At 75.9% G+C, this 24,878-nt stretch carries 18 protein-coding genes; 11 read left to right on the top strand and 7 right to left on the bottom strand.

Features of this window, described 5'->3' with window-relative positions:
* Nucleotides 1-59: 59 nt before the first annotated feature.
* Nucleotides 60-743: a GntR family transcriptional regulator gene (locus tag J7W19_RS25810; RefSeq protein ID WP_051072547.1), complete on the bottom strand. Its 684-nt coding sequence runs from the start codon at nt 741-743 to the stop codon at nt 60-62.
* Nucleotides 744-1,081: 338 nt separating this feature from the next.
* Between J7W19_RS25810 and J7W19_RS25805 the strand changes: the two genes are divergently transcribed.
* Nucleotides 1,082-1,870, top strand: a complete 789-nt coding sequence (locus J7W19_RS25805; protein ID WP_004942487.1) for a LysE family transporter — start codon at nt 1,082-1,084, stop codon at nt 1,868-1,870.
* Nucleotides 1,871-2,219: 349 nt separating this feature from the next.
* On the opposite strand, the gene J7W19_RS25800 is transcribed toward J7W19_RS25805, so the two are convergent.
* Both J7W19_RS25800 and J7W19_RS25795 read right to left on the bottom strand, forming a co-directional pair.
* Complete coding sequence (locus tag J7W19_RS25800) at nt 2,220-2,885, bottom strand: bifunctional 4-hydroxy-2-oxoglutarate aldolase/2-dehydro-3-deoxy-phosphogluconate aldolase (RefSeq protein WP_004942486.1); 666 nt, start codon at nt 2,883-2,885, stop codon at nt 2,220-2,222.
* A gap of 302 nt (nt 2,886-3,187) precedes the next feature.
* Nucleotides 3,188-3,634 (bottom strand): guanyl-specific ribonuclease, encoded by a 447-nt coding sequence (locus J7W19_RS25795; protein ID WP_004942483.1) that lies wholly within the window; start codon nt 3,632-3,634, stop codon nt 3,188-3,190.
* Between the two features lie 157 nt (nt 3,635-3,791).
* Between J7W19_RS25795 and J7W19_RS25790 the strand changes: the two genes are divergently transcribed.
* The 3 genes from J7W19_RS25790 to J7W19_RS25780 all read left to right on the top strand — a co-directional run bounded on the left by J7W19_RS25790 (nt 3,792) and on the right by J7W19_RS25780 (nt 5,409).
* Nucleotides 3,792-4,436: a helix-turn-helix domain-containing protein gene (locus J7W19_RS25790; protein ID WP_004942480.1), complete on the top strand. Its 645-nt coding sequence runs from the start codon at nt 3,792-3,794 to the stop codon at nt 4,434-4,436.
* Nucleotides 4,429-4,650, top strand: coding sequence for a DUF6126 family protein (locus tag J7W19_RS25785; protein WP_004942479.1), 222 nt, complete (start codon nt 4,429-4,431; stop codon nt 4,648-4,650). The genes J7W19_RS25790 and J7W19_RS25785 overlap by 8 nt, the downstream gene beginning before the upstream one ends.
* Nucleotides 4,651-4,749: 99 nt before the next feature.
* Nucleotides 4,750-5,409, top strand: a complete 660-nt coding sequence (locus J7W19_RS25780; RefSeq protein WP_004942478.1) for a thiaminase II/PqqC family protein — start codon at nt 4,750-4,752, stop codon at nt 5,407-5,409.
* A gap of 37 nt (nt 5,410-5,446) precedes the next feature.
* On the opposite strand, the gene alc is transcribed toward J7W19_RS25780, so the two are convergent.
* Nucleotides 5,447-6,613 (bottom strand): allantoicase, encoded by a 1,167-nt coding sequence (gene alc / locus J7W19_RS25775; RefSeq protein ID WP_004942477.1) that lies wholly within the window; start codon nt 6,611-6,613, stop codon nt 5,447-5,449.
* Entirely contained in the window at nt 6,610-7,944 is a 1,335-nt protein-coding gene (gene allB / locus J7W19_RS25770) for an allantoinase AllB (protein WP_004942476.1), read from the bottom strand. The genes alc and allB overlap by 4 nt, the downstream gene beginning before the upstream one ends.
* A gap of 214 nt (nt 7,945-8,158) precedes the next feature.
* On the opposite strand from allB, the gene J7W19_RS25765 reads away from it, so the two are divergent.
* Nucleotides 8,159-8,941 (top strand): IclR family transcriptional regulator, encoded by a 783-nt coding sequence (locus J7W19_RS25765; RefSeq protein WP_004942475.1) that lies wholly within the window; start codon nt 8,159-8,161, stop codon nt 8,939-8,941.
* A 246-nt stretch (nt 8,942-9,187) separates the two neighbouring features.
* Here the strand turns inward: J7W19_RS25765 and J7W19_RS25760 are convergent, their stop codons facing one another.
* Nucleotides 9,188-9,502, bottom strand: a complete 315-nt coding sequence (locus J7W19_RS25760; protein ID WP_004942474.1) for a DUF5955 family protein — start codon at nt 9,500-9,502, stop codon at nt 9,188-9,190.
* A 153-nt stretch (nt 9,503-9,655) separates the two neighbouring features.
* Between J7W19_RS25760 and J7W19_RS25755 the strand changes: the two genes are divergently transcribed.
* From J7W19_RS25755 to J7W19_RS25730, 6 genes are all read left to right on the top strand, one after another.
* Complete coding sequence (locus J7W19_RS25755) at nt 9,656-10,270, top strand: nucleotidyltransferase family protein (protein WP_004942473.1); 615 nt, start codon at nt 9,656-9,658, stop codon at nt 10,268-10,270.
* A gap of 563 nt (nt 10,271-10,833) precedes the next feature.
* Nucleotides 10,834-17,949: a non-ribosomal peptide synthetase gene (locus J7W19_RS25750; RefSeq protein WP_158688753.1), complete on the top strand. Its 7,116-nt coding sequence runs from the start codon at nt 10,834-10,836 to the stop codon at nt 17,947-17,949.
* Nucleotides 17,946-18,197 (top strand): MbtH family protein, encoded by a 252-nt coding sequence (locus J7W19_RS25745; protein ID WP_004942471.1) that lies wholly within the window; start codon nt 17,946-17,948, stop codon nt 18,195-18,197. Before J7W19_RS25750 ends, J7W19_RS25745 begins: the two co-directional genes overlap by 4 nt.
* Nucleotides 18,194-19,048, top strand: coding sequence for a methionyl-tRNA formyltransferase (locus J7W19_RS25740; RefSeq protein ID WP_051072544.1), 855 nt, complete (start codon nt 18,194-18,196; stop codon nt 19,046-19,048). The genes J7W19_RS25745 and J7W19_RS25740 overlap by 4 nt, the downstream gene beginning before the upstream one ends.
* 264 nt (nt 19,049-19,312) lie before the next feature.
* Nucleotides 19,313-20,929, top strand: coding sequence for a malate synthase A (gene aceB, locus J7W19_RS25735; protein WP_004942469.1), 1,617 nt, complete (start codon nt 19,313-19,315; stop codon nt 20,927-20,929).
* Nucleotides 20,930-21,297: 368 nt separating this feature from the next.
* Nucleotides 21,298-23,229 (top strand): ABC transporter ATP-binding protein, encoded by a 1,932-nt coding sequence (locus tag J7W19_RS25730; RefSeq protein ID WP_004942468.1) that lies wholly within the window; start codon nt 21,298-21,300, stop codon nt 23,227-23,229.
* A gap of 73 nt (nt 23,230-23,302) precedes the next feature.
* On the opposite strand, the gene J7W19_RS25725 is transcribed toward J7W19_RS25730, so the two are convergent.
* The gene (locus tag J7W19_RS25725; RefSeq protein ID WP_004942467.1) at nt 23,303-24,850 is read right to left on the bottom strand and encodes a YfcC family protein; all 1,548 of its coding nucleotides are present in this window, start codon (nt 24,848-24,850) and stop codon (nt 23,303-23,305) included.
* Nucleotides 24,851-24,878 lie beyond the last annotated feature (28 nt).

The raw sequence follows: 24,878 nt of genomic DNA, 5'->3' as shown, positions 1-24,878 counted from the left end.
AATACTTTGTCAGAACATTCTGTCGACCGAACGATCGCGGACGGCCCGAGGGGACCGTCTCACGGCCGGGCCAGGAGCTGGAAATCGAAGGAGTAGCGGGAGGCGCGGTAGAGGTGCGAACCGAGCTCCACGGCCCGTCCCGTGTCGTCGAACGTCGTCCGCTCCATGGTCAGCAGCGGTGCCCCGGCCGGCTCCGCGAGCCGCTCGGCCTCCTCCGCGGTGGCGGCGCGCGCGCCGATGGTCTGCCGGGCGCTGTGCAGGGTGATGCCGGCGGAGCGCATCAGCCGGTAGAGGCCGGTCTCGGCCAGGACGTCGCCGTCCAGGTCGAGCAGGCCGACGGGGAGGTGGTTGCACAGGTGGGCCACCGGCTCGCCGTGCGCCAGCCGCAGCCGCTCGACGCGGACGACGTCCGCCCCCTCGGGCACCCCGAGGGCGGCGGCGACACGGGCGGTGGCCGGCTCGGTCGCGCGGCCCAGGAGCAGGGTGGCGGGCTGCTGGCCGGCGGCCTCCAGGTCGTCGTAGAGGCTGCTGAGCTCCAGGGGGCGCTTCACCTGACTGTGCACGACCTGGGTGCCGACGCCGCGGCGGCGCACCAGCAGGCCCTTGTCGACGAGCGACTGGATCGCCTGCCGCACGGTCGGCCGCGACAGCCCCAGCCGCGCGGCCAGGTCGATCTCGTTCCCGAGCAGGCTGCCGGGGGCGAGCCCGCCCTGCTCGATGGCGGCTTCGAGCTGCTGGGCCAGCTGGTAGTAGAGCGGGACGGGGCTGCCGCGGTCGAGGGAGAACTGGAGGGGCCGGTGCCGGGGGGCATCGGGCTGGGAGGCATCGGACTGGGGGGCCTGGTGCTGCGGGGGTCGGTGCTTCGCCACGCCGTGGAGGGTAGCGGGGGGACCTGATGACGGGAAGTCCGGAGGTCCGGTTGTCCGGACATATAGGTCCGGACCTACGCGGCCGGTGGCGGGCGCCGGCAGCGGACGGGCGCTCTGGCGCGCGTCCCGGGAGCGCGCGAGGATCGCTCCGGCGTGCGGGCCCATGGCCTCGCCGGGGGCGCCGACAGCTACGGCTCGGCAGAGGAGCGGTGATGAAGGTTCTGGCCCTCGGGGTGGCGCTCGGCCTGAGCGCGGGGATCAGCCCCGGGCCGCTGCTGGCACTGGTGCTGTCGGGCACGCTGCGCGGCGGGCTGGGGGTCGGGCTGCGGGTGGCCGCCGTGCCGCTGCTGACCGACTTACCGGTGATCGTGCTGTCGGTGACGGTGCTCTCCGCGCTGCCGGACCGGGCGGTCGCGGCGGGCGGCCTCGTCGGCGGCCTGTTCCTGCTGTGGCCGGCCTGCACCACGCTCCGGGACGCGCGGACGGCCACACTGCCACGGCCGGAGGACCCGGCCGCGCCGGGCGCCTTGCCCGGGCCGGGCGCCTTGCCCGGGCCGGGCGCGGGCTCGGGGTCTGGCCTCGGCTCGGGGCTGGGGCAGGGCTTGGGGCCGGGGCAGGGCTCAGGGCCGGGCGCCGGATCAGAGCCGGGTCCCGGCTCGGGGCCGGGCGCCTCCGTTCGTACCGCCGCCGGCCGGCGGACCGTCCGGCAGGGCGTGGTGGTCAACCTCCTCAGCCCGCACCCGTGGCTGTTCTGGCTGACGACCGGATCGCCCCTCCTCGTCGACGCGTGGCGGGAGCGCCCGGGGGGCGCGGTCGGCTTCCTCGTCGCCTTCTACGCGCTGCTGGTGGGCAGCAAGGCGCTCCTCGCCCTGGTCGTGGCCCGCACCCGGCACCGGATGAACACCCGGGTCTTCCGGCTGCTGCTCGCCGGGTCGGGCCTGTTGCTGCTGGCCGCCTCCGCGCTGCTGCTGGCGAGCTTCGGCGCGCGGGCGCTCGGGTGAGGCCCGGTCTGGCGCGGGGACGACGGGGGACGTGGACGGACGACGCGCGGGGCCCAAGGCGAGGAGCCGACGCGGGTGGACGCCCTGGGGCCCCAGGCGAGAGACCGACGCGGGAGGACGGCCGGGGGCCAAGGCCAGGGGCCGCGGGGCCGGCGCGGGGGTACGAGCCGGTGGAGCGGCGCGCGGCGATGCCCCGGGCCGGGGCGCGGTCGGGCGGCGCCGCGGCAGGCGCCTCCGCGACAGGCGGGCACGATTCCCCCGGCGGGGCGCGGGCGGGCGCCGGGGCGTTGCCGCGTGCGGGCCCGTGGCCAGGGGAGCGCGCCGCCCGCCGGTCCGCGCTCGCCCGCGCCTATTCCGTTTCCCCGGCGCCCCCGGCACTTGCGGCCTCGCCCCCGTCCGCCTCCGCCAGCCGGGCGATCAGGTCCTCCACCCGCTTGGCCACCGCGTCGCGGTCGCCCTCCGCCAGGGCGCCGCCGATGCCGCAGGCGACAGCTCCGGCCGCGATCCACTCGGGTGCGGTGTCGACGCCGACGCCACCGCTGGGGACCAGGGCCGCCTGGGGCAGTTCGGAGCGGATCTCGCGGACGCGCCCGGGGTGATGGCCGGCGGCCGGGAACAGCTTCAGGGCGTCGGCGCCCAGCTCCAGGGCGCGGACGATCTCGGCGGGCGTCGAGACCCCGGCGAACACCGGGACGCCGTAGCGGTGGCCGGTGCGCAGCACCTCGGGGTCGAGGGCCGGCGAGGCCAGGAAGCGGGCGCCGGCCTCGACGGCCATCCGCGCGGAGGCCGCGTCCAGGACCGTGCCGGCCCCGATGAGCGCCTCGTCGCCGACCTCCCGGGCCAGGGTGGCGACGGCGTCGAGCGCGAAGGGTGTGGCGAGGGATATCTCCAGGCTGGTGAGGCCGGCCGAGAGCAGCGTGCCGGACGTCAGCGTCGCCTGGTCGTAGCTGTCACCGCGCACCATGGCGAGGACGCGTTGCCCCAGCGCTGCCCGGGTGATCTCCCAGCGGTACACGACAGTTCGCCGCCCTTCTCGTCGTGCGTTCACGGATCCCGTGGTCGCGGTTCGCGGAACGAGAAGAACGGTAACGGCAGGGACTGACATCCGACCCAGTCTCGCGGTTCCCCGGATGCCCGACGGGGCCCGCCGGAGCGTGCGAGGGTGCGGCCGGGTGTGACGGCACCTGCCCGGTTGTGTGCGGGATATGACGCTCCGTCAGCTTGGGCCGCCGGGCCGCACCACCGGCGGAACACCCGGTTCCGGCCGACGCCGCGGTCAACGCGGCGCCGGCCGGCGGGAGTACGGGTCGACGGGACTCAGCAGGAGAAGTCGATCCGGGCGAACGACTGGTAGTGGTCCGCGCTGTAGTAGTCCTCGTGGTCGGCCCGGCCGGCGACGATCCGGCGCGCGCCGCGGTCGGGCGAGCCCGGCGTGACCACCGTGTACTCGTGGTAGTAGCCGCTGCTCTGCTTGGGCAGCACGCCCTCGCGGTTGGAGAAGACGGTGCCGTCCTTGGGGTACGGGAAGGGGCCGCCCTCGTCGATCAGGTCCAGGGTGTCGTGGGCCTGCGACGGCAGGGCGGACTGACAGACGTGGCCGACGCCCTTCACGGCGAGCGAGACGGCCGTGACCGAGGAGCCGGAGGAGACGGTGGGGGTGGAGGTGGCGGGAGCCGCCATGGCGGCGGCGGGGGCGCCGAGGAAGAGGAAGGAGGCCAGCGCGGCCGGCACGCCGAGGCGCGCGAAACGGTGGGGGATGTTCATGCGCCCAGGATGACGCGCGTAGCACATGTCATGTCAACGACAAACGGCTGATGTTTGCTCACCGTTCACCGAATCCGGGGAGTCCCCAAAGAGAGGATGATTTGCCTCTGAGGCAACAACTTTTGCCTTTGGGGCATGACAGGGCTATACCGGGAGCATGAGCCCAAACACCGGCACGGACGCCCCCGAGACCGAGGATCTCCCCGCCGTCGCCCCGCAGTTGCGCGCGCTGCGCACGCGCAGCGCGCTGACGCTGGAGGCGGCGGCGGCCCGGGCCGGACTGTCGCCCGCTCACCTGTCCCGGCTGGAGACCGGCCGCCGGACGCCGTCCCTCCCCATGCTGCTGGCGCTCGCGCGCACCTATGGGACGACGGTATCCGACCTCCTGGGCGAAGTGCCCCAGACGGCGGATCCGATCGTGCGCGGGGACCGGATGGAACCCCAGCGCGCGGGCGGCTGGACGTACTGGCGCGCCGGCGGCTCCGGCCGCGCCATGCAGGCCCTGCGGCTGCACGTGCCGCACGGCCACGACGCGGCGGGCCAGGAGGACCTGGTGCGGGTGCACCCGGGCGAGGAGTGGCTGTACGTCACCGGCGGCCGGCTCCGGCTGTCCCTCGGCGGGACGACGCACCTGCTGGAGCCGGGCGACGCGGCCCACTTCGACTCGCTCACCCCGCACCGCATCGCGTCCGCCACGCCCGGCGGGGCGGACCTGCTGTTCATGCACACGCTGATGCAGAGCGGCGCGGCCGGGCTGTGCCTCGGCGACGCCGGACCCAACCGGAGGGGACACCATGAGTGACACCGCGCACCGTCGGCCGGCGGGACCGGCCGCGGACGAGGCCGCGACGGCCCCCGCGCCGCGGGCCGTGAGCCCGGATCCGGCCCCCCTCAGGGAGGCGGCGCAGGTGGAGGACCGCGCGCCCATGGGCATGGCGGTGCGGGTCTTCATCTACCTGGTCGCCGTCCACTTCATCTCCGCCTTCTTCTTCCTCCTCTTCTACCTGGGCAAGTGACCGCTCCGGCCGGGCGAGTGACCGCTCCGGGCGGTGCCCGGCCGCTATCCTGGCGGCCCGTCCCCGCACCGGGCCCACCCCCAGGAAGGCGGAACGCCGATGGCGCGCACGGCCCAGGACGTCCTCGCCGACGCGGTGCGCGAGCTGGCCCCGGACACCGGTGCCAACCGGCTCGTCCCCCTGATCGCCGACGGTTCGGCACCGCGTTCGGTGATCGCCGCGTTCGCCCTGGAGCAGCACCACGTCATCGCGTCCGACCGGACCTCCTACCGCCATCTGGCGGAACGTTCGGCGGGCCGCCCCGCCGTCGAGGCGTTCTTCGCGCCGCTCGCCGACGGCGAGACCACCGCCCTGGAGCTGCTGGGACCGCTCGCGGCGGCCTGCGGCCTGGACGAGCGGGCGGTCCGGGCGTACGAGCCGACGCCGGGCTGCCAGGCGTACCCCGCGTACACGTCGTGGCTGGCGCTGCAGGCCGAGCCGGTGGACGTGGCGGTGGCCCTGACCGTCAACTTCGCGACGTGGAGCGGCTACTGCGCCGCCCTGGGCCGGGCGCTGCGCGCGCACTACGGGTTCGACGACACGGCCTGCGGCTTCTTCGACCTGTTCGCCCGGCCCGCGCCGGACGCCGCCGACGCGGCCCTGGCGGCGGTCGCGGCCGGACTGGCGGACGGGCTCCTCACCGAGGGCCTGGCCCACCGGTACGGCCGGCTGCTCCAGAGCTACGAGACGATGTTCTGGAACGCGCTCGCGGAGACGTGACGGACCCCCGAAACCGCGAACGGCAGTGCACCCGGCCTCACCCCCCGAACCGTTCCTCCAGCCCCCGCACCCCGTCCCCCGTCAGCGTCCCGTGCACCCGCAGCCGGGCGATCCCGCCGTCGGGGTGGATGTCGAGCCGCAGGTGGGTGGCGACCGGGTGGCCGGGCAGCGGGATGCGGTGGACGGAGTCGGGCCGGAGTCGGGTGCGCGGGAGGATCTCCGTCCAGTCGCCGCCGGCCGCCGCGTCGCGCGCCGAGAGCGCGGCCCAGCCCGCCGCGTTGCCCTTGAGGCAGCCGGTGTCGATCTCGACGGCGCGCAGCAGCGACTGCCCGGCCAGCCGGTAGCGCACCCAGTCGTGGCCCCGGTCGCGCCGGCGGCGGGTCTCCCAGCCGTCGTCCATGCGCCGGGAGCGGCCCGGCAGGATGGTGCCGGACGGCGCGGAGTAGAAGCGGTCGGAGGCGTCCTCGACCAGGCCGCCGTTCTCCAGCGCGGCCACGTCCACCGTCCCCAGCGCGGTGAGCCAGGCCGGGTCCGGGACGGGCTCGCCGTGGACGCGGAAGCGGGCGATGCCGCCGTCGGGGTACTGCTTGAGGCGCAGGTGGGTCCAGCGGCCGGGGTGGCCGACGGCGAAGGCGTTGGCGGCGTGGCCGCCGACCGGGGTGCGCGGGACGAGGACGGTCCACCCGACGCCGTCCGCCGACAGCTCCTCGGGGGACGGCGTGCCGGGCACGGCGGTGGCCTCGACGCCGACAGCCTGCGGGTGGTTGCCGCGGAAGTGCGCGGTGTCGACGACGAGGCCGCGGACGACGCCCGGCACGCCGAGCCGGACCAGTGCCCAGTCGTGGTCGCCGTCGGCGGGGTACGGGTGGGCGGCGGACGGGCCGCGCCGGCGGCGGGTCTCCCAGCCGTCCATGACCTTGCCCTTGTGGCCGAAGTGCTCGGGGTCGAACCGGGCGGGGCCGGGGACGAGGAGGTTCTCGCGCTCGGCGAAGAACTCGTCGTTGGCGGCGATGACGGAGCCGCCGAGGCGGCGGTCGGCGAGGTCGGGCAGGTGGCCGAACGGCGGCTCGGCGGCGGCCCGGTAGTCGGCGTACGGGTCGCCGCCCCGGTAGGGCCGCGCGGACCCGGTGAACGTGGTGAGGGCGGCGGCAGGGGCGCCGGATATCCCGTCGACGGTCCCGTTGGTTGTCCCGCTGGTGGTCATGCGCGCTCCAGGAGTCGGCCGGTGGGTTCGGTGAGGGCGCCGCGGTGGTGGATCCGCCGGCCGCGCAGCCAGGTGGACCGGACGACGCCGCTCAGGGTGCGGCCGGCGTAGGCGGTCACCGGGTTGCGGTGGTACAGGGCGGCCGGGTCGACGGTGAACGTCTCGTCGGGGGCGAGGACCGCGAAGTCCGCGTCGCGGCCGGGCTCGACGGCGCCCTTGGCGGCGAGTCCGGCGAGGGCGGCGGGGGCGGTGGCCATCCAGCGGGCCACGTCGTCCAGGGTGTGGCCGCGCCGGCGGGCCTCGGTCCAGACGGCGGGCAGGCCGAGTTGGAGGGAGGCGATGCCGCCCCAGGCGCGGCCGAAGTCGGGGACCTTGAGGTCGGCGGTGCACGGGGAGTGGTCGGAGACCACGCACTGGACGGTGCCGGCGGCCAGTCCGGCCCACAGCGCGTCCCGGTTGGCGGCCTCGCGGATGGGCGGACAGCACTTGAACTCGGTGGCGCCGTCCGGGACTTCCTCGGCCGTGAGGGTCAGGAAGTGCGGGCAGGTCTCGGCGGTGATCCGGACGCCGGCCGCGCGGGCGGCGGCGAGCGTGCCGAGCGCGTCGGCGGAGGACAGGTGCAGGACGTGGACGCGGGTGCCGTGCCGGCGGGCGACGTCGACGAGCCGTTCGACCGCCGCGTTCTCGGCGTCGCGCGGACGGGAGGCGAGGAAACCGGCGTAGCGGGGGCCGTCCGGGCCGGGCGCGCCGTCCAGCCGCTCCGGGTCCTCGGCGTGCACGATCAGCAGCCCGTCGAAGGCGGCGAGCTCGGCGGCGACGGCCTCCAGGGCGGCGGCGTCCAGGGGCGGGAACTCGTCGACACCGGACGGCGAGAGGAACGCCTTGAAGCCGAGGACGCCGGCGTCGTGCAGCGGGCGCAGGTCGGCCCGGTTGTCCGGCACCGCGCCGCCCCAGAACCCGACGTCGACGTGGACGGCGGGCCGGGCCGTGTCCCGCTTGACCCGCAGGTGCTCGACGGTGGTGGTGGGCGGGACGCTGTTGAGCGGCATGTCGACGAGGGTGGTGACGCCGCCGGCCGCGGCGGCGCGGGTGGCGGTGGCGAAGCCCTCCCACTCCGTTCGGCCCGGATCATTGATGTGTACATGCGTGTCGACGAGCCCGGGGAGGAGGACGTCGTCGCCGAGGTCCTCGACCGGAACGCCGGGGCCGGGCGGGGCGGCGTGGCCGGTGACGGCGGTGATGCGGCCGTCCTCGACGACGACGGAGGCGGGGCGGGTGCCGTCGGGCGTCACCACGCGCCGGGAACGCAGGACGAACTGCCGGTCGGACACCAGGCCCCCCGAGGGTCAACAGGCGGATTTCAACGTTCTGTTGAACAGCGCTGGCCCGCAGTTTTCAGCCCTGACGGAGTCCCGTCAACCCCTCCGCCCCCACCAGGTCGTTTCCGCCCACCGGGATGGCACTTCCACGCCCCAGAACCGAGGGTGAGCCACCGGCCACGGCCCGGTAGGCTGCTCTCACCCCACCCCGGAAGGACCCCGACCAGTGCCCTCGTCCGAGCCCAGAACCCCGTCAGCCACCGGGGGCGTGCAGTCCCTCGAGCGCGCCTTCGTCCTCCTGGAGCGCATGGCCGACGCCGGCGGCGAGGTCGGGCTGAGCGAACTGGCCACGGCCAGCGGCCTGCCGCTGCCCACCATCCACCGGCTGATGCGCACCCTCGTCGCCACCGGCTACGTCCGCCAGCAGCCCAACCGCCGCTACGCCCTCGGCCCGCGGCTGATCCGCCTCGGCGAGAGCTCCGCCCGCCTGCTCGGCACCTGGGCCCGGCCGCACCTGACCCGGCTGGTCGACGAGACGGGCGAGACGGCCAACATGGCCCTGCTCGACGGCGACGAGGTCGTCTACGTCGCCCAGGTGCCCTCGCGCCACTCGGTCCGCATGTTCACCGAGGTCGGCCGGCGTGTCCTGCCGCACACCACCGGCGTCGGCAAGGCCCTCCTCGCCCAGGCGCCCGACGACGAGGTCCGCGCGATCCTCGGCCGCACGGGCATGCCCGCCGCCACCGAGAAGACCATCACGTCCCCCGACGTCTTCGTCGACGCCCTGGCCCGGGTGCGGGACTCCGGCTTCGCCGTCGACGACAACGAGCAGGAGATCGGCGTCCGCTGCCTGGCCGTCCCGGTCCCCGACTCCCCCACGGCCGCGGCCATCTCCATCTCGGGCCCGGCGGGCCGCGTCACGGAGGAGGCGACGGAACGCATCGTCCCGCTGCTCAAGCAGGTCGCGGCGGAGCTGGCGGCGACGCTGGCGAACACCTCGCCGGCCTGACGGCCGGGTTCCGGGGCGGACGGCGCCCGGCGGCGGGTTACCGCGGATTACGGCCCCGCGCCGCGGTCCCTCTCGCTCGGGCGTTTCGGGACACCGCCTCAGCTGTGTCCGGGACGCCGCCCCGGGCCCCGGGACCGACCACGCTCCACGCGGTTGTCCCCGAACCCCGGACGGGTCGAGCGCGCCGGCCCGCGACGCCGGTGGCAAGGGCTTCGCAGGGGTGGTGGGAGGCCGGGCCGGGCGCCCCTACCCCGCGAAGCGGTCGACCGCCTCGCGCACGTCGTTCAGGGCCGGGGCCAGAGCGCTCACCGACCCGACGGCCCCCGCCACGAGGAGCAGGGAACTGCGCAGGCGCGACACCTCCGGGGTGCCCGTACGGGTCATCGCGTCGAGGGCGGCGAGCTCGTCCTCGGCGGTGTCCCGGTCGGGTAACCGGGCGGGGTGCGCGGCCAGCGCCCTGCGGAGCCGGGAGACCGCGGCGCCCAGCTCGTCCACCCTCGGGTCCCGCTCGCCGGCCCGGCCCGCCGGCTCCTGTTCCACCACCACGGCGCCTTCCGCCACGAATCTCCCCCTGCCCACGCCACGCGCGATCAGTTAACGCCACTTTCCGCGGGCCGCGCCACACGGAAAGCGAAATTCAGGCCGCGTCTTCCTGAGCGACCGGCGAACTCCCGTACGGCGCGCGGACAGCCGCGATTGCGCTATGCAAGGGGCATGACGCTGACGAAGGACGACAGCCTTCCGCCCGTCGCCGGGCTGCTGCTGGCGGCGGGCGGGGGACGCCGGCTCGGCGGGCGGCCCAAGGCGCTGCTGGAGCACCGGGGCCGCACCCTGGCCGAGCGCGCGGTCGCGGAGCTCACGGCGGGCGGCTGCGGGCCGGTGCACGTCGTCGCGGGCGCCGCGGCGGAGGAGGTGCGGCGGCGGCTCGCGGGGGCGGGGTGCACGGTGGTGGAGAACCCCGGCTGGGCGGACGGCATGGGCTCGTCCCTCCGGAGCGGTCTGGCGTCGCTCGCCGGGACCGGCGCGTCGGCGGTCCTGGTGATGCTGGTGGACCAGCCGGGGATCGGCGCGGCGGCGGTGGCCCGGGTGGTGGCGGCGCACCGCGCGGGGGCCGGCCTGGTGGCCGCGTCGTACGCGGGCCGGCGCGGCCACCCGGTCCTCTTCGCCCGCCCGCACTGGGCGGGCGTCGCCGCATCGGCCGAGGGCGACCGGGGCGCGCGTGCGTACCTCCGCGCGCACGCGGCGGCGGTGACCGCCGTCGCGTGCGACGACGTCGCCGACCCGGACGACATCGACACCCCGGCGGACCTCCTCCGGCTGCTCGGCTGAGCATCTGGCCTTCTGCGGGCGGCCCCCGGCGTCGCCTGGGCGAGCCCGGCCCCACTCGGGCGAGCCCGGCCGCCTCCTCTTCGGCCACCGGCTGCGCGACGGCCCGCCGGAGATCCGCGACGAACCGGCGGACCCCTCCGGCCGCTCGGCCGAGCCTTCCGATCTCCTCCGGGTGGCCCCCGACCCCGCTCGGGCGAGCCCGGCCGCCTCCCCTCCGGCCGCCGGCTGCGCGACGGCCCGCCGACGAGGCCGGGGGGCTGCCCGCGACCGGCACGGACGCCGGGGGCTCCGCCGGGCTCCCGGCGGGCAACGTCCGGAGCGGTCGCGCCCGCTCACCCGCGCCGGGCGCGGCGGCGACGGAACAGGCCCGGTGGCACCGGGAGCGTTCCGCACACGAACTCCGCTTCCCCGGGTGCGCGTTCGCCTCCGGCGCCTCGCCGTCGAATTGGCACGAATTGCAGTTCACCAAATACCGGGCCTCCCTCCTTCTTTCGTGTGGTGTGTGCGCCGCCCGAGGAGCAGGCGGGAACCGGGCCCGGTGGGCACGGCTACTTAATACCCTCGTGTTGATCACTGATCTGTCCTCACGGGACACTCCGGCCCAGCCGCACTCGACGGACGGCGGAGCGCTCCCCCACCCCGATCCCGTACTCCGGCCCGTGCACGAGCGGTTCGCCGCCCGGGCGGCGGCCGACCCCGACGCCCCGGCCCTGATCACGGACGGTACGACGCTGACCTACGGTCAGGTCGACGCGGCATCGCGGGCACTGGCCGCCAGGCTGGCCGAAGTCGGGGTGGCCGACGGCGACTTCGTGGCGGTCCGCGTCCCCCGCTCCCCCGCGCTCGTCATCGCGTTGCTGGCTGTCCTGCGCGCCGGTGCCGCCTATCTGGCGCTCGATCCCCGGCAGCCCGCGGCCCGGCTCGACTCCCTTGTCCAGGACGCCGGTTGCTCGGCGACCGTCGTGCTCGCCGAGCGTGCGAGGGCAGGCGGGGAGCCGGGCGGCGACCCGACCGACCTGGCCGTCCGCGCCCACCCGCGCCCCGCTCACCAGACCTCGTCCCAGCCCGGTTCCGGCGCCCACCGGCCCGCCTGCGTGTTCCACACCTCCGGCTCCACCGGGCGCCCCAAGGGCGTCCTGGTCACGCACGGGAACCTCGCCGCGTTCGTCGGCCAGGAGCGCTGGGACGACCCCGCCCACCGGATGACGATGCTCACGTCGGCGCTCGGCTTCGACGCCCTCACCCACGACGTGTGGCCCGCCCTGACCCGCGGCGGCCGGGTCGTCGTCCCCGCCGTCGACCGGCTCGACGCGCACGTCCTGGCCGGCCAGGTCCGGGCGCACGGCGTGACCTCCGTCTTCCTGACCACCGCCTGGTTCGACCAGATCGCCACCGACGAGCCCGAGGCCCTGGCCGGGCTGCGCGCCGTCATCACCGGAGGGGAGGCGGTCCCGGCGCGCGCCCTGGCCCGGGTACGGGCGGCGTGCCCCGACACACGCCTCGTGGTCGCCTACGGACCCACCGAGTGCACGACCTTCACCACCCTGCACGACGTGACCGCCGCCGACCTCGCCGGACCGGTGCCGCCCATCGGCGTCCCGCTGCCCGGGCTGCGCGCCCACGTCCTCGACGATTCCCTGGCCGCCGTCGCCGACGGGCGGGTCGGGGAGCTGTACGTCGCCGGCGACCAGGTGGCGGCCGGTTACCTCGGCCGTCCCGGCCTGACGGGCACCCGGTTCGTCGCCGACCCGTACGGGCCGCCGGGCACGCGCATGTACCGGACCGGCGACCTGGTACGCCGCCGTCCCGACGGCACGCTGGAGTTCGTCGGACGCGGTGACGACCAGGTCAAGATCCGGGGGCACCGCGTCGAACCGGGCGAGGTGCGGGCCGCGCTGGCCGCCCTCCCCCAGGTCGCCCGCGCGGCCGTCACCGTCGGCGAGGACGCCCAGGGGCGCAAGCGGCTGCACGCGTACGTGGTGCCGTCCCGTCCCGCCGGCCAGGACGGGCCGGGCGGGCCGGACGGGCCGGGCGGGCCGGACGGGCCGGGCGGGCCGGGCGGAACCGCCGCCTCCGGCGAGGCGCCCGGTGACGTCCGGGAGGCGATCCTCGCCGGTCTCGCCGCCGCTCTGCCCGAGTACATGGTCCCGAGCGGCGTGACCCTCGTGGCCGAACTGCCCCTCACCGCACACGGGAAGGTCGACCGCACCGCCCTGGCCGCCCTGCCGCCGGCCCCCGACCTGCCGTCGGCCGCCGGTCTGCCATCGGCCCCCGGCCGCCGGGCCGGGACGCCCGTGCGCCGACGGCCGGCCACCCGGGCCGAGCGGATCCTCGCGGCCGTCTACGCCGAGATCCTCGGCACGCCCGAAGTCGACGCCGATGCCGACTTCTTCCGGCTCGGCGGGGACAGCATCACCGCCATGCGCGTGGTCAGCCGCGCCCGCCGGGACGGCCTCTCCCTGACCACCCAGGACGTCTTCCGGCACCGCACCCCCGCCGGCCTCGCCGCCGTCTGCGACCGGACGGCCGCCCCCGCGGCCGACCTGTTCCACGCGAACGCCACCGGGCCGGTGCCGATGCCGCCGATCATGCACTGGCTGCGGGAGGTCCGTACCGGCACCGACGCCTTCCACCAGAGCGTCCTGCTGGAGACCCCGGCCGGAGCCGACGCGGGCAGCCTGACCGCCGCCCTCCAGGTCCTGCTCGACCGGCACGACGCCCTGCGCATGCGCGTCGCCACGCACGCGGGCGGAGCGGTCTGGACACCGGAGATCCCGCCTCCCGGCGAGGTCGACGCCGGCGGGCTGCTCACCGTCGTCCCCACCGCCGACCTGCCGCCACCGCGGCTCGCCGACACCGTCGAGGCCCACCGCCGGCGGGCCGGGGCCGAACTCGCGCCCCAGGCCGGGATCATGGTCCGCGCCGTCTTCTTCGACGCGGGCCGCGACCGTCCGGGACGGCTCCTGCTGCTGCTCCACCACCTGGTCGTCGACGGGGTCTCCTGGCGGATCCTGCTGCCCGACCTCGCCGCCGCCCACACCGGCGGCGCGGCGGCCCTCACCGCCTGGGAGGCGACCGGCTCCTACCGCCAGTGGGCGGGCGAGCAGGTGGCCCGCGCCGGCTCGGCCGAGGTCATGGCCGGTCTGCCGCACTGGACCCGCGTCCTCGACGGCGCCCCGGCCCCCTGGGGCGGCCGCCCCCTCGATCCGGCCCGCGACACCATCGCCACCTCCCGCACCCTGAGCGTCGAGCTGGACCCCGAACGCACCGGCCGGCTGCTGGCCGACGCGCCCGCCCGGCTCGACGCCACCACCGAGGAGATCCTCCTCACCGCCCTGGCGGCGGCCGTCGCCGCCCACCGGGGTCAGGACCACCTCGTCCTCGACACCGAGAGCCACGGCCGTTCCCCCCGGCCCGGCCGGGACGCGGCCGACGCTCCCGGAGTGGATGTCACCGGCACCGTCGGCTGGTTCACCAGCATGTACCCCGTGCGGTTGCCGGTTCCGGGCGGTGCCCGGCCCGAGGACTGCGTCTCGCCCGCCCGGCTGCGCGAGCTGCTGGCCGCCGTCCGCCGCGCCCGGCGCGCCACCGGCCCGGACCCGGCCGACTGGGGTCTGCTGCGTCACCTCAACCCGCAGACCGCCGGCGTCCTCGCCGCGTACCCGGGACGACCCGTCCTCGTCAACTACCTCGGCCGGTTCGCCGCACCCGCACCGGACTCCTGGCCGCACGCGGCCGAGGCCGAGCCGCTGGGCATCCACCGCGCCGCCGAGATGCCCCTCTCCCACCCGCTGGAGATCAACGGCCTGGTCGACGAACGCACCGGCACGCCCCGGTTCCGCGCCGAGTGGCGCTGGGCCGCCGACCTCCTCGACGAGCCCGGCACCCGCACCCTCGCCGCGCTGTGGGAACGGGCCCTGACCACCCTGCTGACCGACGTCCCGACGGCCTCGGTGCCCCACCCGGCCGGGGCACATCACGGCTCAACCGGTACCGGCGTCACGACGGCGGACGCCACGGTGGCAGCGTCCACGCAGGCCGACGCCACGACGGCAGAGGCCGCCACGGCAGACGCCACGCAGACCGCCGCCGCGACGGCCGTCGCGGCGGCGGACACCACCACGACGGGCACCACCACGGCCCGGACCCGAACGGCCGGCGCCCCGGCAACCAGCGCTTCGACGACCGGCACTTCGACGACCGGCACCTCCGCGACCGGCACCCCGCCGGCCCGCACCACGACAGCCATCGCCGCGACACCCTGCGCCCCCGCAACCGGCGCCACATCCTCCGGCGCCCCCGCGCCGTCCGGAACCGCGACGACCGGCACCCAGCCGGCCCGCACCCCCACAACCGACGCCGTCCCCTCCGAACCCCCCGCGCCGCCCCGCCCCCGGCCCGGCGACGGCGCCGAGGAGTGGCCGCTCTCGCCGCTTCAGGAGGGCATGCTCTACCACGCCCTGCAGTACGAGGGCGGCGGCCAGGACCCGTACCACGTCCAGACCCGTCTCGACCTCGACGGTCCCCTCGACGCGACCGCCCTCCGCGCGGCCTTCGACCGGCTGCTCGACCTGCACCCGGCCCTGCGTGCCGGGTTCTCGCACGACTCGTCCGGCCGTGGACGGCAGACCGTGGCCCACCGGGTTCCGGTCCGGTGGCGCGAAGAGGATCTCACCGGCCTCGCCCCGGCCGACCGGGAGGCCGCCCTGGCCGATCTGACGGCCGCCGACCGGGCCCGTCCCTTCGACCTCGGCCGGCCGCCGCTGCTGCGGGCCGTCCTGGTCCGTCTCGCCCCGGCCCGGCACCGGCTGCTGCTGAGCTACCACCACATCCTCATGGACGGCTGGTCCATGCGGGTCATGCTGGACGACCTCGCGGCCCTGTACGCCGACCCCGGCCACACCCCGACCCGGCACTCCGCGCGGGCCTATCTGTGCCACCTCGCCGGCCAGGACACCGCCGACGCCCGCGCGGCGTGGCGCGGGGTGCTCGCCGGCGTCGACGAGCCCACCCTCCTGGCACCCGCCCGGACCGGCGGTCCGCTCCTGCCGGACACCGTCCGGCTCGGTCTGTCGCCACGGCACACCCGGGCCCTGGCCGACCGGGCCCGGGCCGCCGGGCTGTCCCTCGGCACCCTCGTCCTGGGCGCCTGGGGGCTGACCCTGGCCCAGCTCACCGGCCGGGCGGACGTCCTGTTCGGGACCGTCGTCGCCGACCGGCCACCCCATCTGCCCGGCGTGGACACGACGGTCGGGCTCATGAACAACGCCGCCGCCGTCCGCGTCGACCTGCGCACCGCCCACGACGCGGCATCCGTGCTGGACGCCCTCCAGTCCCAGCGCACCGAGCTGATGCCCCACCAGCACCTGGGGCTCGCCGAGATCACCCGTGTGACGGGCCTCCGGGAGCTGTTCGACACCGTCGTCGTCCTGGAGAGCTACACCGACGCCTTCGTCACCAGCCTGGCGCCCGGGCTGACCGTCACCTCCGCCGAGGTGCGCAACGGCACCCACTATCCGCTCTGCCTCCTGGTCAACCCCGGCGGCACGGGCGCCGGCACCGGTCTGACCCTCACGGTCCAGTACCGGCCCGACTGGCTCACCGCGAAGGGAGCCGGGGAGCTGGGCGAACGCTTCCTCGACGCCCTGCGCGCCCTCGCCGACGAGGGCCTCGACCGGCCCTGCCGGCTCCCCTTCCTGACGGCCGAGCCGGTGCCGGAAGAGGCGACCGCGCCCTCCGCCGACGGGCCCGGCCGACCGCGTCCGGTCCTGGAACGGGTGGCCGCGCGGGCCGCCGGGGACCCCGACGCGCCCGCGCTGACCGACGCGGAAGGGACCGTGACCCGAGGCGAACTGGCCGCTGCCGCCCACCGGCTGGCCCGGGTCCTGCGCGCCCGGGGACTGGGCCACGAGTCCGTGGTCGCGCTCTGCCTGCGGCGCGGCCGGGACGCGATCACCGGGATGCTCGCCGCCCTCGAAGCCGGCGCCGCCTACCTGCACATCGACCCCCGCCACCCCGCCGAACGCCTGGCCACCCTGCTCACCGGCGTCCGCCCGGAACTGCTGGTGACCCACCGGGAGTTCGCCCCGGCCCTGACCGGCCCCGCCGGTGACACCCCGCTGCTGGTGCTGGACGGAGCCGCCGCGCGGGCCGCCCTCGCCGCCGCCCCGCCCGTCGGCCTCACCGACGCCGAACGCGGCGGCCCCCGGCTGCCCGGCCACCCCGCCTACGTCGTCCACACCAGCGGCACCCAGGGCGTCCCCAAGGCGGTGGTCATGCCGTCGGGAGCCGTCGACCGGCTCGTCGACTGGCACCTCGACCGCTTCCCCGCCCAACCCGGCTCCGTCACCGCCCAGTTCACCTCCCTCGCCTTCGACGTCGCCAGCCAGGAGATCCTCACCGCCCTCGCCGACGGCCGCCTCCTGGCCGTACCCGACGCCGGCACCCGCGCCGACGCCGCCGCGTGGACCGCGTGGCTCAAGGAACACCGCGTCACCGAGCTGTACGCCCCCGACCCCGTCCTCGCCGCGCTCGCGGAGTTCGCCGTCGAGGCCGGGGAGACCCTTCCCGACCTGGCCCACCTCGTCCAGGCCGGCGAGGCCCTGGTGCCCACTCCCCCGCTGCGCGCCCTGTGCGCCGCCACCGGCAAGACCCTCCACAACCACTACGGGCCGGCCGAGACCCACGTCGCCACGGCCACCACCCTCGCCGGGGCGCCCCGGGACTGGCCGGCCCTGCCGCCCATCGGCACCGCCGTGCCCGGCACCCGCGTCCGCCTCCTCGACGAGGGGCTCGTCCCCGTCCCCGACGGCATCGCGGGCGAGGTGTACATCGCCGGCGACCAACTCGCCCGCGGCTACCTCGGCCGGCCCGCCGCGACGGCCGCCCGATTCGTCGCCGACCCCTACGGGCCGCCCGGCACCCGCCTCTACCGCACGGGCGACCTGGCCCGGCGGCGGGCCGACGGCTCCTACGAGTTCGTGGGCCGCAACGACGACCAGGTCAAGATCCGCGGCCACCGCGTCGAACCCGCCGAGGTACAGGCCGCCGTCGCGGCCCTCCCCGGCGTCCGGCAGGCCGCGGTCATCGCCCGCGAGGACACCCGGGGCCGCCCGGCTCTGACGGCTTACGTCGCTCTCGACCGGACGGGATCCGATCCGACGGGGTACGAGCCGACGGACCTCGACACGACAGACCACGCCCCGGCGGCCCTCAGCCCCGACACCGCCCCCGCCCGGCTCCGGGAACTGCTCGCGCGGCGGTTGCCCGACCACATGCTTCCCGGTGCGTTCGTCGTCCTCGACGAACTCCCGCTGACCACCAACGGAAAGGTCGACCGCCGCGCCCTCCCCGCCCCGCCCGCGCCCCGGCCCGGCGCCGCCCGTGCTCCGCGCGGCGCCACCGAGGCGCTGGTCACCGGGGTCTTCGCGGAGATCCTGGGGCAGCCGGCGGTGGGGCCGGACGACGACTTCTTCCTGCTCGGCGGGCACTCCCTGCTGGCCGCCCGCCTCCTGCACCGGCTGCGGTCCGCTCTCGACGCCCGCCTCGCCGACGTCCTCGACCTCAACCTGATCCGCAGCCTGCCGACCCCGGCCGCGCTGACCGACGCCCTGTCCGACGCCCCGACGCCCGACGCCCCGACCGACACCCCGGCCGACGCCCTGGAGAAGACCCCGTGAGCGACAACCCCTTCGACCGCGCCGACACCGACTTCCTCGTCCTCGTCAACGCCGAGGAGCAGCGCAGCCTGTGGCCCGCGCACATCGCCGTCCCCGCCGGCTGGACGGTCGAGCACCCGGCCGCGCCCCGGCAGACCTGCCTCGACCACATCGACCGGGTCTGGACGGACCTGCGTCCCGCGAGCCTGCGGGCCGCCACCGGCACGCCGGCCCAGGAGCCGGCCGGCCCGGCGACGGTGGCGTCATGAGTCCCGCACCCGCCTGGCGCGTGGCCGTCGTGGCGGCCCTGCCGCAGACGGCCCCGCCCCTGGTCGAAGCAGTGCGCCGGCTGGGACACACCGTGCCCGTGGTGATCGGGTGGCGCCGCCCCCGCGCCTGGCCCGGCCACCTCCTCGGCGAACACGACCTCCCCTCCGGCGTCGATCTCGTCCTGCCCCACACCACCGCCGCGGTGGGCGGCCTCCTGCGGGCGTACGCCGTGGACATGGCCGTCAGCTACGGCTATCCGCGCCGGCTGCCGGCCGACGCCGTGCACGCGCCCCGGCACGGCATCGCCAACTGCCACCCCTCCGCGCTGCCCGCCTACCGGGGCCCCAACCCCGTGGGCTGGGCCGTCCGGGACGGGCGCGAGGCGATCGGCGTGACCTGGCACCGCATGGACGAGGAACTCGACAACGGAACCGTCCTGGCCGCGGCCGGCATGCCCCTGCTCTCCGAGGACTGGTCGTTCACCCACGTCAACGACCGCGTCCTGAGCGTGGCCCTGCCCCTGCTCCCCACCGTGCTCGACCGGCTGGCCGCGGACGATCCCGGTGACGCCCAGACGGGCGGACCGCCGAGCTGGGCCGGCTTCTTCGAGGCCGATTACGCCACCATCGACTGGACCCGCCCCGCGCACCAGGTCCACGACCAGGTCCGGGCCTGGAACATCGCGGGTCACCACCCGCGTCTCGACGGCCCGGTCGGCGTCATCGAGGGCCGTCCCTGGAAGGTCCGCCGCACCTCTCTGACCGCACCCGGCCATGGCGTCGGGCGCCGGGTCGAGTGCGCCGACGGGCCCGTGTGGGTCACCGCCGCGGATCCGCTCACGGTGCGCTGAGTCCCGCTCGCCGAGGCCGGTGGATGGGGGGCGTCCCCCACCCACCGGCCTCGCGTCACCGCCCCGGGATGGCACTTCGGGCCATGGGCGACCGCCCGTCCGGCGGCCGGAAAGCGCCCTTCCCCCATCTCACCGGATTGAATTTCCAGCATGCGGAAACTAACCTCCAAAGAGATCGTCACCGTGCGGCACCCCGTGCCGCACGGCCCCGCACCGCCGCACCCCCCGCACCCCCCGATCCCCCCGAGCGAGGAGTGACCGCCCATGCCCGCAGCAGCGCCGACCCCGTCCGTCGCCGCCGGGACCGCGACCGTGACGCGCCAGGAGGAGGTACTGACCGGCCCGGCCCTGGAGTTCGTGGCCGCTCTGCACGAGCGGTTCACCCCGCGCCGTGACGACCTGCTGGCCCGCCGGGCCGAGCGGCGCGCCGAGATCGCCCGTACCGGGACGCTGGACTTCCTCCCGGAGACCGCGCGCGTCCGCGAGGACCCGACGTGGCGGGTGGCCCCCGCCCCGGCCGCGCTCGACGACCGGCGGGTCGAGATCACCGGGCCGACCGACCGCAAGATGACGGTCAACGCCCTCAACTCCGGCGCCCGCGTCTGGCTCGCGGACTTCGAGGACGCCTCCGCCCCCACCTGGCGGAACGTCGTCCAGGGCCAGCTCAACCTGATCGACGCGTTCGAGCGCCGCATCGACTTCACCACCGCGGAGGGGAAGACGTACGCCCTGCGCCCCGACGAGGAGCTGGCGACCGTCGTCGTCCGCCCGCGCGGCTGGCACCTCGACGAGCGCCACCTCACCGTCGCCGGCCGGCCCGTACCCGGCGCGCTGGTCGACTTCGGCCTCTTCTTCTTCCACAACGCGCGCCGCCTCGCCGAGCGCGGCAAGGGGCCGTTCTTCTACCTCCCCAAACTGGAGTCGCACCGCGAGGCGCGGCTGTGGAACGACGTGTTCGTGTTCGCGCAGGAGCGACTGGGCCTGCCGCACGGTACGGTCCGCGCCACCGTGCTGATCGAGACGATCACGGCGGCGTTCGAGATGGAGGAGATCCTCTACGAGCTGCGCGACCACGCCTCCGGGCTCAACGCGGGCCGCTGGGACTACCTCTTCTCCCTCATCAAGAACTTCCGTGCCGCGGGCGCGGAGTTCGTGCTGCCCGACCGCAACGCCGTCACCATGACCGTGCCCTTCATGCGCGCCTACACCGAACTCCTCGTCCGCACCTGCCACCAGCGCGGCGCGCACGCCATCGGCGGCATGGCGGCCTTCATCCCGTCCCGCCGCGACCCGGAGGTCAACGAGGCGGCCCTGGCGAAGGTCAGGGCCGACAAGGAACGGGAGGCGGGCGACGGCTTCGACGGCTCCTGGGTCGCCCACCCGGACCTCGTCCCGGTCGCCCGCGCCGCCTTCGACGCCGTCCTCGGCGACCGCCCGCACCAGAAGCACCGCCTGCGCGAGGACGTCCACGTCACCGCCGGGCAGCTCCTCGCGCTCGGCACGACGGAGGCGAAGCCGACCTTCGAGGGCCTGCGGAACGCCGTCCAGGTCGGCATCCGCTACATCGAGGCGTGGCTGCGGGGGCAGGGCGCGGTGGCCATCTTCAACCTGATGGAGGACGCGGCGACGGCGGAGATCTCCCGCTCCCAGATCTGGCAGTGGGTGCACACCGGCGTCGTCCTGGACGGCGGCGAGAAGGCGACGCCCGCCCTCGTCCGCGAGGTGGCGGCGGCCGAACTCGAGGCGGTCCGCGCCGAGCTGGGCGAGACGGGCTTCGCGGCGGGCCGCTGGCGCGAGGCCCACGACCTGCTGCTGCGGGTCGCCCTGGACGACGACTACGCGGAGTTCCTCACCCTGCCGGCGTACGAACTCCTCGACTGAGACCGCGCCGCCCCCGAACAAGGCGGCGAGGGATCGATACAGCGCAGCCCACACGGGGGAGACCGCGACTGGGACGACGGGGCTCCGGGCAGTTCTCGCCGGAACCGGAACCCGCCCCCGGTAAGGAGACGCCATGCTGCTCGTCACCCCCGCACTCGCCCTCGCGCTGGGCGCCCTCGCCACTGCGTTGAGCCCGGTCGTCCACGCCGTCTCGTCCCTCCTCTGGTCCGGCCGGCGGATTCCGGCGGCCGGACCGAGCGGCGCTCCGGGCCATGGCCGGGGCCGCGATCCGGGCGGTGGTGCGCGCTCCGGTGCGATCGCCGCTTTACCTCGACGGAGGTTGAGGTTCTACGGTTCCTCCCATGAGCATGGAGACCACCGCCTGGATGCAGCTGCACGGGCTGATCAACGCGCAGCGCGACCGGCGCCCCTTCGCCCGGGCCACCCTGCGCCGCGTCGCCGCCTTCGCCCGGCCGCACCGCCGCCACATCGTCCTCTTCGTCCTGCTGAGCGTCGCGGGCGCGCTGCTCGCCGTGGCGACGCCGGTGCTCGCCGGGCGGGTCGTGAACGCGATCGTGCACGGCGACGAGCCGGGCACGGTCGTCCGGCTCGCGCTGCTGATCGCCGCCATCGCCCTGGGCGAGGCGGCGCTCGGCCTGCTCAACCGCTGGCTGTCGGCGACGCTCGGCGAGGGGCTGATCCTCGACCTGCGGACGGCGGTCTTCGACCACGTCCAGCGGATGCCGGTCGCGTTCTTCACCCGCACCCGCACCGGCGCGCTGGTCAGCCGGCTGAACAACGACGTGATCGGCGCGCAGCGGGCGTTCAGCAACTCGCTGTCGGGCGTCGTCGGAAACCTGGTGACGCTGCTGCTCACCCTCGCCGTGATGCTGACCCTGTCCTGGCGGATCACCCTGCTCGCGCTGGTGCTGCTGCCGGTGTTCGTGGTGCCCGCCCGCCGGGTGGGCGCCCGGATGGCCCGGCTCCAGCGGGAGGCCGCCGACCTCAACGCCGCGATGGGCACCCGGATGACCGAGCGGTTCTCGGCGCCGGGCGCCACGCTGGTGAAGCTGTTCGGGCGGCCGGACGACGAGTCGGCGGAGTTCGCCGCCCGGGCGCGCCGGGTGCGGGACATCGGGGTGCGGACGGCGATGGCCCAGTCGGCGTTCATCACCGCCCTCACCCTCGTCTCGGCCCTCGCGCTGGCCCTGGTGTACGGCCTCGGCGGCTGGTTCGCGCTGCGCGGCTCCCTCGAACCGGGCGCCATCGTCTCCCTCGCGCTGCTGCTCACCCGGCTGTACGCGCCGCTGACCGCGCTGGCCGGTGCCCGTGTCGAGATCATGAGCGCCCTCGTCTCCTTCGAGCGGGTCTTCGAGGTGCTGGACCTCAAGCCGCTGATCGCGGAGCGGCCGGACGCCCGGCCGGTGCCGGACGGGCCGGTCTCGGTCGAGTTCGAGGACGTCCGCTTCGGCTACCCGTCGGCCGACAAGGTCTCCCTCGCCTCCCTGGAGGAGGTCGCCGCGCTGGACACGCGCGGCGGCGCCGAGGTGCTGCACGGCGTCTCGTTCCGCGCCGAGCCCGGGCAGACCATCGCCCTCGTCGGCTCGTCGGGCGCCGGCAAGTCCACCATCGCGCAGCTGCTGCCCCGGCTGTACGACGTGGACGCGGGCAGCGTGCGCCTCGGCGGTGTCGACGTCCGCGACCTGACGGCCGCTTCGCTGCGGGCCACGCTCGGCATGGTCACCCAGGACGGCCACCTCTTCCACGACACCGTCCGCGCCAACCTCGCCCTCGCCCGGCCGGGCGCGACGGACGACGAGCTGTGGGACGCGCTGCGCCGGGCCCGCCTCGACGACCTGGTGCGCGCGCTGCCGGACGGGCTCGACACGGTCGTCGGCGAGCGCGGCTACCGGCTCTCCGGCGGCGAGCGGCAGCGGATGACCATCGCCCGGCTGCTGCTGGCCCGGCAGCGCGTCGTCATCCTGGACGAGGCCACCGCCCACCTCGACAACACCTCCGAGGCCGCCGTGCAGGAGGCCCTGGCGGAGGCGCTGGAGGGCCGCACGGCGGTGGTGATCGCCCACCGGCTGTCGACGGTCCGGGCCGCCGACCGGATCCTCGTCGTCGAGGCCGGCCGGGTCGTCGAACGCGGCACGCACGACGAGCTCCTCACGCTCGGCGGGCGGTACGCGGAGCTGTACCGCACGCAGTTCGCGGCCGTGAACGGAGGGGCAGGACCGGCCGAGGCCGCCCGGGACGACGAGCGGGGGCTGCCGACGCCGGAGGTCGCGGCGCCGTAAGGGACCGGACGGGCGGCGGGGACGCGACGGCCGCCGGGGCGGGCCCGTCCCCACACGGCCCGAGCCGCCCGCCTCAGGTAGCGACCGCCCCGAACGCCACGAACCCGCAGATCAGCACCGCCAGCACGGCCAGCAGCGGCCAGACGAAGCGCAGGTACCGGTCGTAGCCCACCTTCGCCAGCGACACCCCGCCGACCACCACGGCCGTCGTCGGCACCCACAGGTTCATCCAGCCGCTGGCCGCCTGCCAGGCCGTCACCACCACGGCCCGCGAGACGCCCGCGAAGTCGGCGAGCGGGGCGAGGATGGGCATGGCGAGGGTGGCGTGGCCGGAGGTGGAGGGGATGAGGAAGGCGAGGGGGAGGTTGACGACGAAGACCATCACGCCGAAGACGGAGGCGGCGGTGCCGGTGACGGCGCTCTCGATCGAGTGCAGCACGGTGTCCGTGATGCGGGCGTTGTTCATGATGACCGTGACACCGCGGGCGAGGACGATCGTCAGGGCGGGCGCGAGGAAGTCGGCCGCGCCCTGGACGACGACCGCGCTCAGCCGCCGCTCCCCCAGCCGCGCCACGATCCCCACCAGCAGCGCGGCCGTGAGGAAGAGGGCCGCCAACTGGGCGAAGGACCAGCCGAGTTCCCAGCCGTAGGGCTTCGCGTCGGCGCGCCCGGTGAGGGCGCTCGCCCAGGGGATCACCGAGAAGATCATGAAGAGGAAGACGGCGGTGACCAGGGCGAGCACGGTCCGGTGCAGCCCGGTGAGGGCGGGCGGTTCGGCGGAGGCGGCGGCCAGTTCCCGGTCGCCGGGCAGGAAGCCGACGAGGGACCGGTCGGGGTGGGCGCGCACCCGGTGGGCGTACCAGAGGACGTAGGCGATGGTGACGCCGGTGAGGACCAGCCACATCGCGAAGCGCAGCGCGATCCCGTCGCCGAGCGAGACGTCGGCGGCGGACGACGCGACGCCCGTCGCGAAGGGATTGACGGTGGAGGCGAGCACGCCGACGCCCGCGCCCAGGATGATGGCGCCGGTGGCGACCATCCGGTCGTACCCCAGGGCGAGCATCAGCGGGACGATCAAACCGTAGAAGCCGAGCGTCTCCTCGGCGAAGCCCTCCACCGTGCCGAGCAGCGAGAAGACGGTCATCACGCCGGCGATCAGCAGGGCGCCGCGGGCGCGCAGCCGGTGGGCGAGGCGTTCGATGCCGCGGTCGAGGGCGCCGGTGGCGAAGACGACGGTGATGAACGCGCCGATGGCGAGGACGAACAGGAAGACGCCGGCGCTGCCGTAGAGGGTGCCGGCGGCGTCGGGGGCGACCTGGCCGGTGCGCGGGTCCCGGATGCCGTAGAGGCCGTTGACGGGGGCGAGGAACAGCTCGCCCAGCCGGTGGACGAAGTCGCCGGGCGCCGCCTCGCGGTGGTACGTGCCCTGGACGGGGTTGCCGTCCGGGGTCCGCCGGTAGCTGCCGGAGGGGATGACGAAGGCGAGGGCCCAGACGACGACGGTGACGGCGACGAGCACGGTGAGGGCGCTGGGGAAGACGAAGCGGCGGCGGCCGGGCTCGCTCTCGGAGGTCTCGGAGGCGCCGGAGGCGTCGTCGTCTGGCGGCGGCCGGTCGTCCATGGGGCCCCTCTCCGCACGGCGGATGCAG

The sequence above is a fragment of the Streptomyces mobaraensis NBRC 13819 = DSM 40847 genome (genome assembly GCF_017916255.1).
GTDB classification, from domain to species: domain Bacteria; phylum Actinomycetota; class Actinomycetes; order Streptomycetales; family Streptomycetaceae; genus Streptomyces; species Streptomyces mobaraensis.
Note: the sequence above shows the minus strand (reverse complement) of the source record. Positions and strands in the feature narration are given on the sequence as shown.

What these genes read in the sequence shown, in the direction of transcription:
- J7W19_RS25755 (WP_004942473.1), top strand. Translation starts at nt 9,656, where the DNA reads ATGACGCTGACGAAGGACGACAGCCTTCCGCCCGTCGCCGGGCTGCTG.
- J7W19_RS25730 (WP_004942468.1), top strand. Translation starts at nt 21,298, where the DNA reads ATGGAGACCACCGCCTGGATGCAGCTGCACGGGCTGATCAACGCGCAG.
- J7W19_RS25725 (WP_004942467.1), bottom strand. Translation starts at nt 24,850, where the DNA reads ATGGACGACCGGCCGCCGCCAGACGACGACGCCTCCGGCGCCTCCGAG.
- J7W19_RS25790 (WP_004942480.1), top strand. Translation starts at nt 3,792, where the DNA reads ATGAGCCCAAACACCGGCACGGACGCCCCCGAGACCGAGGATCTCCCC.
- J7W19_RS25740 (WP_051072544.1), top strand. Translation starts at nt 18,194, where the DNA reads ATGAGTCCCGCACCCGCCTGGCGCGTGGCCGTCGTGGCGGCCCTGCCG.
- J7W19_RS25795 (WP_004942483.1), bottom strand. Translation starts at nt 3,634, where the DNA reads ATGAACATCCCCCACCGTTTCGCGCGCCTCGGCGTGCCGGCCGCGCTG.
- J7W19_RS25785 (WP_004942479.1), top strand. Translation starts at nt 4,429, where the DNA reads ATGAGTGACACCGCGCACCGTCGGCCGGCGGGACCGGCCGCGGACGAG.
- J7W19_RS25780 (WP_004942478.1), top strand. Translation starts at nt 4,750, where the DNA reads ATGGCGCGCACGGCCCAGGACGTCCTCGCCGACGCGGTGCGCGAGCTG.
- aceB (WP_004942469.1), top strand. Translation starts at nt 19,313, where the DNA reads ATGCCCGCAGCAGCGCCGACCCCGTCCGTCGCCGCCGGGACCGCGACC.
- J7W19_RS25805 (WP_004942487.1), top strand. Translation starts at nt 1,082, where the DNA reads ATGAAGGTTCTGGCCCTCGGGGTGGCGCTCGGCCTGAGCGCGGGGATC.
- alc (WP_004942477.1), bottom strand. Translation starts at nt 6,613, where the DNA reads ATGACCACCAGCGGGACAACCAACGGGACCGTCGACGGGATATCCGGC.